This is a genomic window from Citrobacter sp. Cf136, from assembly GCF_030333815.1.
Taxonomy (GTDB): Bacteria; Pseudomonadota; Gammaproteobacteria; order Enterobacterales; family Enterobacteriaceae; genus Citrobacter; species Citrobacter freundii.
The window spans coordinates 176,318-193,417 of record NZ_JAOWFE010000035.1 but is presented as its reverse complement, the minus strand read 5'-3'; the positions used below and the strand labels follow the sequence as shown (position 1 = coordinate 193,417).

Sequence of the window (17,100 nt, the reverse complement as noted above, 5' to 3'; positions counted from 1 at the left end):
CCATCATGTCACAGGTTACTGAAAACAAAGTTATTGCTGCACCGGTGCCGATGACGCCGCTGCAGGAGTTCTGGCACTATTTTAAACGCAACAAAGGCGCGGTTGTTGGGCTGGTGTATGTGGTGGTAATGATCCTGATTGCGGTCTTTGCCAACGTCCTTGCACCCTACAACCCGGCAGACCAGTTCCGCGATACGCTACTAGCTCCTCCTGCGTGGCAGGAAGGCGGTTCCATGGCGCATCTGTTTGGTACTGATGATGTGGGCCGCGACGTGCTGTCCCGCCTGATGTACGGTGCGCGTCTGTCGCTGTTGGTTGGCTGTCTGGTGGTTGTACTCTCCCTGCTGATGGGCGTGGTTCTTGGGCTGATCGCCGGCTACTTTGGTGGAATTGTCGATAACGTCATCATGCGTGTGGTCGATATCATGCTGGCATTGCCGAGCTTGTTACTGGCGCTGGTGCTGGTGGCGGTATTTGGTCCCTCGATAGGCAACGCTGCGCTGGCGCTGACGTTTGTGGCATTGCCGCACTATGTGCGTCTGACGCGCGCCGCCGTGCTGGTGGAGGTTAACCGCGACTACGTCACAGCATCTCGCGTGGCGGGAGCCGGCGCGATGCGCCAGATGTTCGTCAACATTCTTCCTAACTGTCTTGCGCCGCTGATTGTTCAGGCGTCGCTTGGCTTCTCTAACGCCATTCTCGATATGGCTGCCCTCGGCTTCCTGGGGATGGGCGCACAGCCGCCTACGCCGGAATGGGGCACCATGCTCTCTGACGTTCTGCAGTTTGCCCAAAGCGCCTGGTGGGTTGTGACCTTCCCGGGGCTGGCGATCCTGTTGACGGTGCTGGCATTTAACCTGATGGGTGACGGTCTGCGTGACGCGCTCGATCCCAAACTGAAGCAGTAAGAGGTTCGAGATGGCGTTATTAAATGTAGATAAATTATCGGTGCATTTCGGCGACGTAGGTTCCGAATTCCGCGCCGTAGACCGCATTAGCTACAGTGTGAATCAGGGTGAAGTGGTTGGCATTGTAGGAGAGTCCGGCTCTGGTAAGTCCGTCAGTTCGCTGGCGATTATGGGACTGATTGACTACCCAGGCCGCGTTATGGCCGAAAATCTGGAGTTTAATGGTCGCGACCTGAAGCGCATCTCTGAGAAAGAGCGTCGCCAACTGGTGGGTGCGGAAGTGGCAATGATCTTTCAGGACCCGATGACCAGCCTTAACCCCTGCTACACCGTCGGCTACCAGATTATGGAAGCCATCAAGGTGCACCAGGGCGGCAACAAAAAAACGCGTATTCAGCGGGCAATTGATCTGCTGACGCTGGTGGGGATCCCCGACCCGGCCTCGCGTCTGGATGTCTATCCGCACCAGTTGTCCGGTGGGATGAGTCAGCGCGTGATGATCGCGATGGCGATTGCCTGTCGTCCGAAGCTGCTGATTGCCGATGAACCGACAACGGCGTTGGATGTGACCATTCAGGCGCAGATCATCGAGCTACTGCTGGAATTGCAGCAAAAAGAGAACATGGCGCTGGTCTTAATCACGCACGATCTGGCGCTGGTGGCTGAAGCGGCACACAAAATCATCGTGATGTACGCTGGGCAGGTAGTGGAAACCGGAGCCGCGCAGGATATCTTCCGCGCGCCGCGTCATCCTTACACCCAGGCGCTGCTGCGCGCGCTGCCGGAGTTTGCTCAGGACAAAGCGCGTCTGGCCTCACTGCCGGGCGTGGTTCCCGGTAAATATGACCGCCCGAGCGGCTGTTTGCTGAATCCACGCTGCCCCTATGCGACCGACAAATGCCGTGCTGAAGAACCTGAACTGAACCTGCTGGAAGGCGGTCGTCAGTCGAAATGCCACTACCCACTTGATGATGCCGGGAGGCCTGGGCTATGAGTACGCAAAAGGCCGCCGCGCAACAGCCGCTGTTGCAGGCAATTGACCTGAAAAAACACTACCCGGTGAAGAAGGGCATGTTCGCCCCGGAACGCCTGGTGAAAGCGCTGGATGGCGTTTCCTTTACTCTGGAGCGCGGTAAAACGCTGGCGGTGGTAGGTGAGTCGGGCTGTGGGAAATCCACCCTTGGCCGTCTGCTGACGATGATTGAAATCCCGACTGGCGGTGAGCTGTATTACCATGGACAGGATTTACTCAAGCATGACCCGCAGGCGCAGAAGCTGCGTCGGCAGAAAATCCAGATAGTGTTCCAGAACCCCTATGGTTCCCTGAACCCGCGTAAAAAAGTAGGGCAGATTCTGGAAGAGCCGTTGCTGATCAACTCCACGCTAAGCAAAGAGGAGCGTCGTGAAAAAGCGCTGGCGATGATGGCGAAAGTGGGGCTGAAAACCGAGCACTACGACCGCTATCCGCATATGTTCTCCGGCGGCCAGCGTCAGCGTATCGCCATTGCCCGCGGTCTGATGCTTGACCCGGATGTGGTGATTGCCGACGAACCGGTCTCGGCGCTGGACGTTTCCGTACGTGCGCAAGTGCTGAACCTAATGATGGACTTGCAACAAGAACTGGGGCTGTCATACGTCTTTATCTCGCACGACCTGTCGGTGGTAGAGCACATTGCCGATGAAGTGATGGTGATGTATTTAGGCCGCTGTGTGGAAAAAGGAACCAAGGATCAGATCTTCAATAATCCACGGCATCCGTACACTCAGGCGCTGCTCTCCGCAACGCCGCGCCTGAACCCGGACGATCGCCGCGAGCGTATCAAGCTGACCGGTGAGCTGCCAAGCCCGCTGAATCCGCCACCAGGCTGCGCATTCAACGCCCGTTGCCGTCGTCGCTTTGGTCCGTGTACTCAGCTTCAGCCACAGTTAAAAGACTATGGCGGTCAACTGGTGGCCTGTTTCGCCGTTGACCAGGACGAAAACCCACAGCAATAAACGTGGGTTATGACCCGATAACCGGAGCCTTGTGCTCCGGTTTTTTTATATTTTGTTTTTCCGTCCACAATGTGAGTCCTCTGGCAGAACATTATTCCACAGCGTCTAAAATGTAGTCAGTTTTCCTCTCGTCACAGAAATATCTATTTCGCAGTTGCTAACTATCAGGAGCAAATGTGGTCACGATACGCTGGGATATTAAAACAATTGATCGTCTGTCGATGGTTGAGGATGTCCTGAAGGAATTTTCCTGCTGCGATATCAATATCATCTCCATGAAAGTCACACCTGGACGGATCCTGATTAAATCCTGGTGCCGCCAGCTACAGGATATTTCCTGTGTGCAATCCTGTTTAAGCCAGCGCGCCGATATTATTAATGTCGCTTACCTCTGTGAGGAGATAAGCGAGCTGTCAACGCCGGAGCCGGAACGCCCGCGTTATTTCTCTGACATTATTTGCAGCAGCCAGAGCATGCACGCGCTTATCGAAAAGGCGATAAAAATTGCTGACAGCAAATATACCGTTCTGATCCGTGGCGATACGGGTACCGGCAAAGAGCTGCTGGCCCGGGCTATCCATAATTCCGGGCAGCGACGTTTTTATCCGTTTATTCCGGTCAACTGCTCTGCACTACCTGAGTCGCTTATGGAGAGTGAATTCTTTGGCTATGAGAAAGGGGCTTTTAGCGGCGCGGATTGTAAAGGCAAAAAAGGGCTGTTTGAAATGGCCGATAAAGGCACCCTTTTTCTCGATGAATTTGGTGAAATGTCGCTGGGCTTACAGGCTAAATTATTGCGCGTCCTGCAGGATGGCGGGATCCGTCGCGTTGGCGGGGCGCAAATTATTCCGGTTAATGTACGCATTATTGTGGCAACCAACGCCAATCTGGAAGATATGGTGGAACAACGTCTGTTGCGCGCCGATCTCTATTACCGCATCAATGTACTTTCCCTGACTATTCCGCCTTTGCGGGAGCGTCCGCAGGATATCAGTCTGTTGATTCGCCACTTTGTGCAGAAATACGCAAAGGAATTCCAGCGGCGGATCATTCTGGATAAAGCTTGTTTTGATGCCTTGCACCATCACAGCTGGCCGGGAAACGTGCGCGAACTGGAAAATACCATTATTCGTCTGATGCTAATGGCGGAATCCGATGTCATTACGCCCGAAGAATTAGGGATGGTGAATTTGCCCGCCGCTGAGCAAGGCCCGACAGAACGTCCTTTTAAAGAGCAGGTTTTGTATGCGGAACGCCAGCTTATTGAACAGATGATGGAAGAGAATGTGTCGTCGCGGCATATCGCCAAAGCGCTGGGGGTGTCACATACCACGGTACTGAATAAAATTCGCAGCTATCAACTGGAGAGTGTGAGCTAAGCGCCGCCAGGAGCTGACGGCGCAGTTTACGCGGGTTATTCAATCAGCTTCAGTAATGGCGACAGGCACAGCAGGATCCCGTACAGCAGGATTAGCCAGGTTTTCAGCCCGCGTAGTTTTTCCAGCTGTGTGACTTTATAGATCAGGAAAAACGGAATAATACACGACACAATCCCGTACAGCGGGCTGCCTAACTGGAAGAACACCAGTACTGATACGCGAAACGATACCCAAATCACCAGGGTGATAACAATAAAGGTACAAATACCCAGCGTAAGCACCAGAGGATTAATTTTTTCCACGTCAATAACGCGGCTCAGTACGTTAAGAATAATTCCTTTGATCGCCTCGTGGAATCCCAAATAAATACCAAAGAACGCGGTTAATACGGCGAAGATATTTAATACCGTTGAGGTGATATGAATAATCTGTCCCGGAATGACCTGTGCCGCCAGCGCCAGTGCGGAAATATTTTGTTCGAAGGCCGAAACGGCTTCTTCATGGCTAATGGAAAAGGTAAAAGAAAAAGAGAAAAACAGGATGACCGCAATCAGCGTAATGTAACTGATCCGATGCGTGCGTATAGCCATACGTGTGGCCAGTACCCGGTCCGCCACCCGTTTGCGGTAAGCGATGTTCATAGGGTTCAACACCTGAATAAACACCGCGGAGAAGAAGCAGAACGGGATAGTCAGCAGCACATCGCGAAAGAACACCGAGGCTTCAGGGAAGGCGCTGATATTAGCGAAGTTCCAGTGCGGAACCATCGCAAAACCAAATACGATGATGATACCCACTTTGACCACTACCATCGGGCCGGAGATTTTGAACAGCAGTTTTTCTCCCCCGGAAGCAATGGCGACCAGCACGGCAAAAATGGCCACTTTGTAGATTATCGACTGTGAAAGATCGGTCTCGGTCAAGCCGAAGGTTTTGATGTATGAGGCGCTGTCAAAAACCACCGATAAGGAATAAATAAATATGCCGTGAATAATCATCAGAAAATAGATGACACCAAGAAATACGCCCCAGTTTTTTCCCAGATAATGACTTATAATATCCGTATAGTCATTACAGGTTTCACTTTCTGATAATGTTTTTAAATAAATATCCTGCACAATATAAGTTGCCGGATAAGCAATAATAAAGGCGACAATAAATACCCAAATTCCGGTTAAGCCAATTTGTACCGGCATCAGTACCGTTCCGGCACCAATGGCCATGCCTATACACAGTAATACCCAGCCAAAATCGTATTTCGTAAACGGTATTTTTTTTGAGAATGGTACGGCGGTTGCTGTATTGTTGCTTAATTGTAATGTGTTGTCCTGCATAGAACCCCCTGCCCAAAATACACGTTCTCCCCGAAAGAGGATTGCGCGTATTGCCAGACTGTTGTGCCTTGATTCTCAACAACCTGAACCGAACGGCGTCGGTTCAGGCCATATTGGTCAGAATGTTGCCTTTCTGATGGCGTGTTCAAGGTCGTTAATAATATCTTCTGGATCTTCAAGACCCACAGAAAGACGGATAAGCCCGTCGGTAATACCTGCTTTAAGCCGTTCCTCTGGCGCAACGGGCGAATGTGTCATAGACGCTGGGTGCTGAATGAGGGTTTCGGTATCACCGAGACTGACCGCGAGGAGGCATAATTCTACAGAATTGATCATCCGTCTGCCAGCCTCGAGGCCGCCGGCGATTTCGAAGCTGATAATTCCACCTGGCAGGCTCATTTGTCGCTGGCCCAGCTCATACTGCGGATGCGATGACAGGCCTGGATAATACACCCGAGTAATGGACGGATGCCCTTCGAGGAAGCGGGCGATTTTCAACGCATTTTCACAGTGACGCTCCATACGAATGCCCAGCGTTTTAACGCCGCGCAGCGTCAACCACGCATTGAAAGGACTCATGCAGCCGCCGGTGATATCTTTCAGGCCAACAAACCGCGCCTGGTCGATAAACTCCTGCTTACCAACAATGATGCCGCCAATCACATCCCCGTGACCGTTGATATATTTGGTGACGCTGTGCACCACAATATCCGCGCCCAGTTGCAAAGGCTGCTGACAGTACGGCGACATAAAGGTGTTATCCACCACCAGCAATGCGCCTTGCTGATGGGCGATACCAGCTACCGTTTCAATGTCGACCAGCGACAGCGTCGGGTTAGCGGGCGTTTCGATATATACAACTTTGGTTTCCGGGCGCATGGCGGCGCGGATTTCTTCAGGCTTTGCCGCGTCGACAAAGCTGACGTTAATCCCAAACTTCGGCATGCTGTGCGACAAAAACGCGTGGGTACAACCGTAAATCGCGCTGGCGGAAACGATATGGTCACCCTGCTGACAAAGCGTCAACAGCGTTGTGGTGATAGCTGAAATACCGGACGCGGTTGCCAGTCCGGCTTCACCTCGTTCCAGTACCGCCAGCTTTTTCTCCAGCGCATCGGTGGTGGGGTTACCCAAACGGGTGTAAATGTACCCGGACTCTTCGAGCGCAAAGCGGGCGGCACCTTGTTCGGCGCTGTCAAAAACAAACGTTGAAGTCTGGAAAATAGGCGTACTGAGCGCGCCAGTTGAAGGGTCGGGTTGTTGCCCCGCGTGAACGATCTGGGTGTTGAATCCGTAAGTACGACAGTCAGACATGATATCTCCTTTGATTCGGAACAGAACAGCTCACAGTCATATAGCAATCGCTGTGCCAGAAAATAAACCAATATATATCAATGCGTTAGTGGTTTTATCGTGCGGGTAGCCGTCAGGAAAGTTGCCAGTTGGCAAGAAACTTTCCAGCGCTTGGCGGATTTATTAAGCCGTAATTGCGAGGCTTTACGCAGACTGGATCACTCCGGGGTGATGAGACGGAAGTGTTACCGTAGAATCAGCGGCAAGCCGGGTTTACCCGGTGAGGCGCGATGTTGCGGGGGCTTGATCCCCGGCGGCATAGGTTGCTGGAAAGAGAAAACCCCCGCACGTTGTTCGGTATAAACCTGGCAACAAAACGGGGGCTAACCTTGATCCTCAACAGTTCAAGAATAGCCGCGAACAGTTGCCATTGCAACACAGGCGGCTATATGACGCTCGCACAGTTAGGCGTGGCTTTCTGGCACGATTTAGCGGCTCCAATTATCGCTGGCATTATTGCCAGCTTGATTGTGAACTGGCTGCGTAACAGGAAGTAATGCACTTTGCGGGCGTCTGCCTGCCGTAATGGCAACATGCGCCCGAACCAGGCCGCAGGGGGTAACCTTGCGGCCTTTTTCGGCTTAAATGCAGATAAATCTCGTCGTCAGGTGCCTATCCTGTCGCGATAATGCACGCTGGGAAGTTTTCAGATACCGCCTCTCTTAATACCGCTACGATCGGGTATACTCTGACGGCAGTTTCGTCTATCCGTGGAGAGTCAGTTTGCGTGTCAGTCGCTCGTTAACAATTAAGCAGATGGCAATGGTTGCGGCCGTTGTTATGGTGTTCGTTTTTATTTTTTGCACCGTTTTGTTGTTCCATCTGGTCCAGCAAAACCGCTATAACACGGCTACGCAACTGGAAAGTATCGCTCGCTCCGTTCGTGAACCTCTGTCGAACACTATCCTGAAAGGGGATATTCCCGAAGCGGAAGCTATTTTAAGAAGTATTCGGCCTGCAGGCGTGGTAAGTCGCGCCGATGTGGTGCTACCTAATCAGTTTCAGGCGCTGCGGATGAGCTTTATACCTGAACGTCCGGTTCCGGTTACGGTGACTCGCCTGTTTGAGCTTCCGGTACAAATTTCGCTGCCGATCTATTCTCTTGAACGTTCCGCTAACCCACAACCGCTGGCGTATCTGGTGCTGCAGGCGGATTCGTACCGCATGTACAAATTCGTGATGAGTACGCTCTCGACGTTAGTGACCATTTACTTACTTTTGTCGCTAATACTGACCGTCGCTATCTCCTGGTGCATTAACCGCTTGATTGTGCACCCCTTACGTAAAATTGCCCGTGAGCTGAACGACATTCAACAGCAGGACCTGATTGGTTATCAACTGGCATTGCCGCGTCTACATCAGGATGATGAGATTGGTATGCTGGTGCGTAGCTACAATCTTAATCAGCAGTTGATTCAGCGACATAGCGAAGATCAAAGCGACTTAGCAATGCGTTTCCCGGTTTCCGAACTGCCCAATAAGTCGTTTTTAATGGGGCTGCTGGAGCAGGTTGTTACCCGCCAACAGACGACGGCGCTGATGATTGTCACCTGCGAAACCCTACGTGACACCGCGGGTGTGTTAACCGAAACCCAGCGAGAAATCCTGTTACTTACGCTGGTCGAAAAACTGAAGTCTGTATTGTCTCCCAGGATGGTGCTTACTCAGGTGAGTGGCTATGACTTTGCCATTATCGCCCATGGTGTAAAAGAACCCTGGCACGCTATTACGCTAGGTCAGCAAGTACTCACTATCGTTAATGAGCGGTTACCGATTCAGGGCATTCAACTACGTCCTACCTGCAACATTGGGGTGGCGATGTTTTATGGTGATTTAACCGCAGAGCAGCTCTACCGCCGCGCCCTGTCAGCTGTGTTAACGTCGCGTCATAAAGGTAAAAACCAAATTCAGTTCTTTGATCCGTTGCAGATGGAAGAGGCGCAGCAGCGTTTAACCCAAGAGAACGATATTTTAACCGCCATGGATAACCAGCAATTTGCGCTCTGGATGCAGCCCCAGGTTGAGATGTCCAGCGGCAAGGTATTGAGCGCAGAAGCATTGTTGCGGATGCAGCAGCCGGACGGTAGCTGGGAGCTGCCGGAAGGGTTAATCGACAGAATTGAGTCTTGTGGTCTGATGGTGACCGTCGGTTATTGGGTGCTGGAAGAAACATGCCGCCAGCTGTCAGCCTGGCAAGAACGCGGTCTCATGCTGCCGCTCTCGGTGAATTTATCCGCTCTCCAGTTGATGCACCCAAGTATGGTGTCTGATCTGCTGGAGTTGTTAACGCGCTATCGCATTAAGCCTGGCACATTGATTCTGGAAGTGACTGAAAGCCGGCATATTGACGATCCCCACGCCGCAGTGGCCATTTTGCGACCGCTGCGCAACGCGGGCGTGCGCATCGCCCTGGACGACTTTGGCATGGGGTATGCGGGTCTGCGACAGCTACAGCATATGAAGTCGCTGCCGGTGGATGTACTCAAAATCGATAAGATGTTTGTCGATGGCGTGCCTGAAGATTGCAGCATGATCTCCGCCATCATTCAGCTGGCACATAGCCTCAACTTGCAGATGATCGCCGAAGGCGTTGAAACCGAAGCGCAACGCGAATGGTTATCAAAAGCCGGGGTGGAAGTGGCGCAAGGATTCCTGTTTGCCCGACCCGTTCCGGCAAATATCTTTGAAGAACGTTATCTGGCACCGGAAAGCGCTGATTACAAAAGTTAAAAAAGGTCTCGCTTGTGCGAGCCAGCTCAAAATTTTTAACATTTTTGTATCAATTATGATCCAGGTGCATTTCTGTCATGTTGAGTGGGTGTTACTTTAAGGCCGCAGGTTAAACAAAACCTTACAAGACCTGTGGTTTTTACTTTAAGGACACCCTATGAAGACCTCTATATTCAAAAGCCTTTACTTTCAGGTCCTGACAGCAATTGCCATTGGTATTCTCCTTGGCCATTACTACCCTGAATTAGGCGCCCAAATGAAGCCGCTTGGTGATGCTTTCGTTAAGCTCATCAAGATGGTCATCGCACCTGTCATCTTCTGTACTGTCGTGACCGGCATTGCAGGCATGGAAAGTATGAAAGCAGTAGGCCGCACCGGTGCGGTTGCACTGCTCTATTTTGAAATTGTCAGTACGATTGCGCTGATCATCGGCCTTATCATCGTCAACGTGGTGCAACCCGGTGCCGGAATGAACGTCGATCCGGCGACGCTGGACGCTAAAGCGGTTGCCATTTACGCTGAACAGGCAAAAGACCAGGGGATCGTAGGCTTCTTGATGGATATTATCCCGGGTAGCGTGATTGGCGCGTTCGCCAGCGGTAACATCCTGCAGGTATTACTGTTTGCGGTAATGTTTGGTTTTGCGCTGCACCGTCTGGGCAGCAAAGGCCAGATGATTTTCAACGTGATTGAAAGCTTCTCGCAGGTTATTTTCGGCATCATCAATATGATCATGCGTCTGGCGCCGATCGGTGCTTTCGGTGCCATGGCCTTTACCATCGGTAAATATGGCGTCGGAACGCTGGTGCAACTGGGTCAGCTGATAATCTGCTTCTACATCACCTGTATTCTGTTTGTGGTTGTGGTTCTGGGCTCCATTGCTCGCGCAACCGGCTTCAGCATTTTCAAATTCATCCGCTATATCCGTGAAGAACTGCTGATCGTACTGGGTACGTCTTCTTCTGAATCCGCGCTGCCGCGTATGCTCGATAAGATGGAAAAACTGGGCTGCCGGAAGTCGGTTGTCGGGTTGGTTATACCCACGGGCTACTCGTTTAACCTTGATGGGACATCAATCTATCTGACGATGGCGGCGGTGTTTATCGCTCAGGCAACCAACAGCCATATGGATATCTTCCATCAGATAACCCTGTTGGTGGTGCTCCTGCTCTCCTCAAAAGGTGCAGCGGGTGTGACCGGGAGTGGCTTCATTGTTCTGGCCGCGACGATCTCTGCTGTGGGCCATTTGCCGGTTGCGGGTCTGGCACTGATTCTTGGTATAGACCGCTTTATGTCTGAAGCACGTGCGCTGACTAACCTGGTCGGCAACGGTGTGGCAACTGTCGTCGTCGCTAAATGGGTCAAAGAACTGGACCATAAAAAGTTGGACGATGTGCTGAATAATCGTGCGCCGGATGGCAAAACGCACGATTTATCCTCTTAATCTCGTCACTTATGCCCGTAGTCCCTTCCAGGACTGCGGGCGTTTGCGCATAATTACCCCCTGTGCCTGAAACCGTCGATTCGGCGGCTCGGGATTTTTTCACTTCTTCCGTGACATTTTTATGTTCTCGCGGTCTAACACGAAGTGTTTTTAACGTCATATTCAGAGAGTCCTTTCGAGGGCTGTCTTTTTATTTCCAGGATAGTTGATCAGGGGTTCACATGCAGGGCACAAAAATTCGACTTTTAGCGGGCGGCTTGCTGATGATGGCCACTGCCGGCTATGTGCAGGCAGATGCGCTCCAGCCTGACCCGGCGTGGCAACAGGGCACGCTGGCAAATGGTCTACAGTGGCAAGTGTTAGCCACTCCCCAGCGCCCCAGCGACCGTATTGAGGTCCGCCTGCTGGTTAATACCGGTTCACTCACCGAAAGTACGCAACAGAGTGGTTTCAGCCATGCGATCCCACGTATCGCGCTGACGCAAAGCGGTGGCCTCGATGCCACGCAAGCCCGTTCATTGTGGCAGCAGGGGTTCGATCCCAAACGTCCCATGCCGCCGGTTATCGTTTCCTATGATTCCACGTTGTATAACCTTAGTCTGCCAAACAGCCGTAACGATCTACTGAAAGAGTCACTTTCTTACCTGGCGAATATCTCCGGCAATCTGAGCATCACCTCTGAAACGGTCAATCATGCGCTGAGCAGCGAAGATATGGTTGCAACCTGGCCGTCAGATACCAAAGAAGGGTGGTGGCGTTACCGTCTGAAGGGATCGACCCTGCTGGGACACGATCCCGCCGATCCGCTGAAAACGCCTGTAGATGCGGCGAAAATTCAGTCTTTCTATCAGAAATGGTATACCCCGGACGCGATGACGCTGATCATCGTCGGTAACGTTGATGCACGCAGCGTAGCTGAGCAAATCAATAAAACCTTTGGCGAGTTAAAAGGAAAACGCGAAACGCCTGCACCGGTACCTACGCTCTCTCCGCTGCGAGCAGAAGCCGTAAGCATTATGACCGATGCGGTACGCCAGGATCGCCTGTCTATTATGTGGGATACGCCGTGGCAACCGATCCGTGAATCTGCCGCGTTGTTACGTTATTGGCGCGCTGATTTAGCTCGTGAGGCGCTGTTCTGGCACATTCAGCAAGAGCTAACCAAAAACAATGCCAAAGACATTGGCCTCGGATTTGACTGCCGGGTGCTGTTCCTGCGCGCGCAGTGTGCGATTAACGTTGAGTCGCCAAACGATAAGCTGAACGCCAATCTGGGTACGGTTGCGCGTGAGCTGGCGAAAGTGCGTGATAAGGGACTTCCGGAAGAAGAGTTCAATGCGCTGGTCGCGCAAAAGAATCTGGAACTGCAGAAGCTGTTTGCCACCTATGGTCGTACTGATACCGATATTTTGATCAGCCAGCGTTTGCGCTCGCTGCAAAATCAGGTGGTGGATATTGCGCCTGAACAGTATCAGCGTTTACGCCAGAGCTTCCTCAACAGCCTGAGCGTTGAGATGTTGAATCAGGACCTGCGACAGCAGCTGTCGCAAGATATGGCGTTAATTCTGCTGCAGCCGAAGGGTGAACCTGAATTCAATATGAAGGATCTGCAGGCGACGTGGGATAGCATTATGGCGCCCGTTACCGCAGCGGCAACATCTGTTGAAACGGATGAATCACACCCTGAAGTGACGGATATCCCGCCGGTACAATAACCTGTAGGCCGGATAAGACGATTACGCCGCCATCCGGCATTGGAGATGCCGGGGGCGCTTCGCTTGCCCGGCCTACGGTATGCAGACCGGATAATCGACGTTATTGCGGCATAGCGTCGCGTGGGATAATCGCCCCGCGGTGCTGAATCACGGTGCTTGCTGTCAGGTGGCCGCGTTTTGCGGCCTCAGCAGCATCGCCACCGATCAGACGTACCGCCAGATATCCGGCGCTGAAGGAGTCTCCGGCCGCAGTGGTATCGATCACCTTCTCTTTCGGCAATTTAACGGCCGGAACGTCGATGAGCGCTTCGCCCGCGATGGAAACCAGACAAGAGTCTGCGCCACGCTTCACAACCACTTCCTGTACACCAGCTGCGTGAGTACGGGCAATCACCTCAGCAACGGGTTTTTCACCCCACAGCGCGTCTTCATCGTCCAGCGTCAGGAATGCGATATTGGTGCATTCCAGCATCTGCTGATACACCTGCTGGGTTTCTTCTTTGCTGCTCCACAGACGTGGGCGGTAGTTATTATCAAAAATGACCTTTCCACCGTTGGCACGGCATTCACGCAGCAACGACAGCAGCTTGTCACGACTTGCCGGGCTTAAAATCGCCAGGCTGATTCCGCTCAGATACAAGTAATCAAATGTCGCCAGCTCTTCGCAAATCGCGGCAGACTGCTCGCTCTCCAGCCAGAATTTTGCGGCGGCTTCATTACGCCAGTAATAGAAGGTGCGCTCGCCAGTGCTGTCGGTCTCAATGTAGTAGAGACCCGGCAGGCGGTTTTCCATGCGCTGGGTTAATGAGGTATCCACGTTTTCACCCTGCCAGGACTCCAGCATTTGTTGGCTAAAACTGTCGGTACCCAGTGCAGTCACATAGTGTACGGAAAGTGCCGTAGCATCGACCTGACGGGCGATATAAACGGATGTATTCAACGTGTCGCCACCGAATCCGCGCTGAACGTCAGCGCCTTTCTGTGACAGCTCAATCATGCATTCGCCAATCACGGCAATCTTTCTGGACATAGTCGTAACCTGCTCTGAAAAAAATTAGCGTTAGTGTGCGCTGTGGGTGTTAAGCGGTCAACTATATTAAAACAACGTTCCATTATTTTTTTGAGCCAGCACGTGTTCTGCGTTGTTTTTGCCGCTTAGTTTTTATTTTTGCGCACAGCTGAACGTAAAGTTCTGCGTCTGAGCGCCGATAACCTTTGACGAGTCCGGTCAGTCACACTCTTATTTACAGGACATCTCAGATGATAAAGCAGGTTACCCAGCAGCTCATTACGCTCGATGCGAGTATTGAAAACTTGCAGGAGAGACGCTATTGGCTGCAGTGCGAGCGTGCTTACACCTACCAGCCAATTTACCAGACCAACGGACGACTGATGGCCGTTGAACTGCTGACTGTCGTGAGCCATCCTGATAATCCATCCCAACGTATTGCGCCAGACCGCTATTTTGCCGAAGTAACCGTCCGACATCGTGTTGATGTGGTGATAGAGCAACTTCTTCAACTTGAGCTGAAAGGGGACTTTTTCAGAGCCAACAACCTGCTGGCTTCCGTGAACGTCGACGGACCAACGCTCATAGCGATGCGCCAGGATCCCGAAATCCTGAAAATCATTGAAGGCCTGCCGTGGCTGCGTTTTGAGCTAGTGGAACATATCCGCTTACCGAAGGGGTCGTCCTTCGCCTCAATGTGCGAGTTTGGCCCGCTCTGGCTGGATGATTTTGGTACCGGAATGGCGAACTTCTCGGCGCTTAGTGAAGTGAATTATGACTATATCAAAGTGGCGCGAGACCTGTTCGTCATGCTGCGCAAGACGCCGGAGGGACGTAATCTCTTCACACTGCTATTACAGCTGATGAACCGCTATTGCCGCGGCGTGATTGTCGAAGGCGTTGAAACGCTGGAAGAGTGGCGCGATGTGCAAAACTCACCGGCTTTTGCCGCACAAGGCTATTTTCTCTCTCGTCCAGTGCCTCTGGACACGCTTGAAGAGGTGATCCTGTCGCTTTGATGAGGACGTAGCACACCTCCTTTTCATCCTGCTGGACTATCTTTAGGACAGGCAAGGAAGGAAGTAGAGAGGTTAGACATGACGAAAACAGGTAAAATAACCACTTCAGTAATAGGGGTTTTCTTGTTGTTGATCGTCGTACTCATCATTGTGATTGCGACATTTGACTGGAACCGGCTCAAACCGACCATCAACCAGAAAGTCTCTACAGAACTCAACCGGCCCTTTGCTATACGGGGTGACCTGGGCGTGGTTTGGGAACGCCAGAAGCAGGAAACCGGCTGGCGTAGCTGGGTTCCGTGGCCGCATGTTCATGCTGAAGATATCATCCTCGGCAACCCGCCAGGCATTCCTGACGTTACCATGGTGCATCTCCCGCGTGTTGAAGCTACGCTCGCCCCACTGGCACTGCTGACAAAAACCGTCTGGCTCCCGTGGGTCAAGCTGGTCAAACCCGATGCGCGGCTGATCCGCCTGTCGGAGAAAAACAATAACTGGACCTTTAACTTAGCTGGGGACGAAAACCGCGATCCTAATGCGCCGCCATCCGCGTGGTCGTTCCGGCTGGATAACATTCTGTTTGACCAGGGACGCATCGCCATTAACGATAAGGTGACGAAGTCGGAGATTGAGATCCTGGTCGATCCGCTTGGCAAACCGTTGCCCTTTAGCGAAGTGACCGGCGCAAAAGGTAAAGAGAGCAACGCCCGCGTCGAGGACTACGTGTTTGGTCTGAAAGTGCAAGGGCGATATAACGGCGAACCGCTAAGCGGTAGCGGAAAAATTGGCGGAATGCTGGCGCTGCGTGGTGAAGATACGCCTTTCCCGATTCAGGCTGATTTCCGTTCGGGCAATACGCGCGTAGCGTTTATCGGCACGATAAACGATCCGATGAACATGGGCGGGGCGGATCTGCGACTTAAATTCTCGGGAGATTCGCTAGGGGATTTATACGATTTGACCGGCGTGCTGCTCCCGGATACGCCGCCGTTTGAAACCGACGGACGTCTGGTAGCGAAAATTGACCCGGAAAAATCCTCTGTTTTTGATTATCGCGATTTCAATGGCCGCATTGGCGACAGCGATATTCACGGAACGCTGGCCTACACCACCGGCAAGCCGCGACCCATGCTGAAGGGCGATGTGGAATCACGCCAGCTGAGGCTGGCCGATTTGGGGCCGCTGATCGGGGTGGATTCAGGCAAAGGGGCGGAACGGGCAAAACAATCTGAACAGCGCAAAGGTGAGAAGAGCGTTCAGCCTGCGGACAAGGTGTTGCCGTATGACCGTTTTGAAACTGACAAATGGAACGTAATGGACGCTGACGTGCGTTTCAAAGGACGGCGTATTGAGCATGGCAGTAGTCTGCCGATCAGCGATCTCTCCACTCATATCATCCTGAAAAATGCCGACCTGCGTCTGCAACCGCTGAAATTTGGTCTTGCGGGAGGCAGCATTGTTTCCAGCATCCATCTGGAAGGGGATAAAAAGCCGATGCGGGGGCAGGCGGATATCCAGGCTCGCCGCCTGAAGCTTAAAGCGCTGATGCCGGATGTGGAACTGATGCAAAAAACGCTGGGTGAAATGAACGGTGACGCCAGGTTTAGTGGGAGCGGAAACTCGGTGGCGGCGCTGTTGGGTAACAGCAATGGCAACCTGAAACTGCTGATGAATGACGGTTTGATCAGCCGGAATCTGATGGAAATTGTGGGCTTGAATCTGGGGAACTATCTTGTCGGGCAGATATTTGGCGATGACGAAGTGCGGGTGAACTGCGCGGCGGCGAATCTGGATATTGTTAACGGCGTGGCGCGTCCGCAGATTTTTGCTTTTGATACAGAAAACGCAGTCATTAATGTCACCGGTACGGCAAGTTTTGCGTCGGAGCAACTGGATTTAACCATCGATCCAGAGAGCAAAGGGATTCGTATTATTACTCTGCGTTCGCCGTTGTATGTTCGCGGCACCTTTAAGAATCCGCAGGCAGGCGTGAAGGCCGGGCTGCTGATTGCGCGCGGTGCGGTTGCTGCTGCGCTGGCAACGCTGGTGACGCCAGCGGCAGCCCTGCTGGCGCTGATTTCACCTTCTGAAGGGGATGCTAATCAGTGCCGGACAATCCTGTCGCAGATGAAGAAGTGATGAGAGCGCCGGATGAGGTGTAAACACCTTATCCGGCCTACGGGGGATTGCAGTCTGTAGGCCTGATAAGCATAG

13 protein-coding genes are annotated in these 17,100 nt (G+C 52.5%); 10 read left to right on the top strand and 3 right to left on the bottom strand.

The features are described 5' to 3' along the window. Positions 1-5: 5 nt before the first annotated feature. The 4 genes from dppC (at position 6) to OGV98_RS13315 (ending at position 4,282) form a co-directional block, all read left to right on the top strand. The gene (dppC, locus tag OGV98_RS13330) at positions 6-908 is read left to right on the top strand and encodes a dipeptide ABC transporter permease DppC (RefSeq protein WP_003837734.1); all 903 of its coding nucleotides are present in this window, start codon (positions 6-8) and stop codon (positions 906-908) included. 10 nt (positions 909-918) lie between these two features. Beyond that, positions 919-1,902 carry a dipeptide ABC transporter ATP-binding protein gene (gene dppD / locus OGV98_RS13325; RefSeq protein ID WP_003024317.1) on the top strand — a complete coding sequence of 328 codons (984 nt, stop codon included), beginning with the start codon at positions 919-921 and terminating at the stop codon, positions 1,900-1,902. Continuing rightward, entirely contained in the window at positions 1,899-2,903 is a 1,005-nt protein-coding gene (gene dppF, locus OGV98_RS13320; RefSeq protein ID WP_003846120.1) for a dipeptide ABC transporter ATP-binding subunit DppF, read from the top strand. Before dppD ends, dppF begins: the two co-directional genes overlap by 4 nt. A gap of 176 nt (positions 2,904-3,079) precedes the next feature. Further along, positions 3,080-4,282 carry a sigma-54 interaction domain-containing protein gene (locus OGV98_RS13315; RefSeq protein ID WP_003024321.1) on the top strand — a complete coding sequence of 401 codons (1,203 nt, stop codon included), beginning with the start codon at positions 3,080-3,082 and terminating at the stop codon, positions 4,280-4,282. A 35-nt stretch (positions 4,283-4,317) separates the two neighbouring features. Here OGV98_RS13315 and OGV98_RS13310 read toward each other — a convergent pair whose 3' ends face one another. Together OGV98_RS13310 and megL are read right to left on the bottom strand one after the other, a co-directional pair. Further along, positions 4,318-5,616 carry an aromatic amino acid transport family protein gene (locus OGV98_RS13310; protein ID WP_003837738.1) on the bottom strand — a complete coding sequence of 433 codons (1,299 nt, stop codon included), beginning with the start codon at positions 5,614-5,616 and terminating at the stop codon, positions 4,318-4,320. Between the two features lie 117 nt (positions 5,617-5,733). Further along, entirely contained in the window at positions 5,734-6,930 is a 1,197-nt protein-coding gene (gene megL / locus OGV98_RS13305) for a methionine gamma-lyase (RefSeq protein WP_003023295.1), read from the bottom strand. A gap of 428 nt (positions 6,931-7,358) precedes the next feature. Between megL and OGV98_RS13300 the strand changes: the two genes are divergently transcribed. The 4 genes from OGV98_RS13300 to OGV98_RS13285 all read left to right on the top strand — a co-directional run bounded on the left by OGV98_RS13300 (position 7,359) and on the right by OGV98_RS13285 (position 12,858). Beyond that, positions 7,359-7,466 (top strand): type I toxin-antitoxin system toxin Ldr family protein, encoded by a 108-nt coding sequence (locus OGV98_RS13300; RefSeq protein WP_003023297.1) that lies wholly within the window; start codon positions 7,359-7,361, stop codon positions 7,464-7,466. Between the two features lie 226 nt (positions 7,467-7,692). Continuing rightward, a complete protein-coding gene (hmsP, locus tag OGV98_RS13295) occupies positions 7,693-9,699 on the top strand; it encodes a biofilm formation regulator HmsP (protein ID WP_003846127.1) in 2,007 nt (668 codons plus the stop codon). Between the two features lie 157 nt (positions 9,700-9,856). Continuing rightward, positions 9,857-11,143: a C4-dicarboxylate transporter DctC gene (dctA, locus tag OGV98_RS13290; protein ID WP_003837746.1), complete on the top strand. Its 1,287-nt coding sequence runs from the start codon at positions 9,857-9,859 to the stop codon at positions 11,141-11,143. A 221-nt stretch (positions 11,144-11,364) separates the two neighbouring features. Beyond that, complete coding sequence (locus tag OGV98_RS13285) at positions 11,365-12,858, top strand: M16 family metallopeptidase (protein ID WP_044713960.1); 1,494 nt, start codon at positions 11,365-11,367, stop codon at positions 12,856-12,858. A 100-nt stretch (positions 12,859-12,958) separates the two neighbouring features. Here OGV98_RS13285 and kdgK read toward each other — a convergent pair whose 3' ends face one another. Further along, positions 12,959-13,888 carry a 2-dehydro-3-deoxygluconokinase gene (gene kdgK, locus OGV98_RS13280; RefSeq protein ID WP_202580942.1) on the bottom strand — a complete coding sequence of 310 codons (930 nt, stop codon included), beginning with the start codon at positions 13,886-13,888 and terminating at the stop codon, positions 12,959-12,961. 230 nt (positions 13,889-14,118) lie between these two features. On the opposite strand from kdgK, the gene pdeH reads away from it, so the two are divergent. Next, a complete protein-coding gene (pdeH, locus tag OGV98_RS13275; RefSeq protein ID WP_003023308.1) occupies positions 14,119-14,886 on the top strand; it encodes a cyclic-guanylate-specific phosphodiesterase in 768 nt (255 codons plus the stop codon). A gap of 78 nt (positions 14,887-14,964) precedes the next feature. Beyond that, positions 14,965-17,025, top strand: a complete 2,061-nt coding sequence (locus OGV98_RS13270) for an AsmA family protein (protein ID WP_286551605.1) — start codon at positions 14,965-14,967, stop codon at positions 17,023-17,025. Positions 17,026-17,100 lie beyond the last annotated feature (75 nt).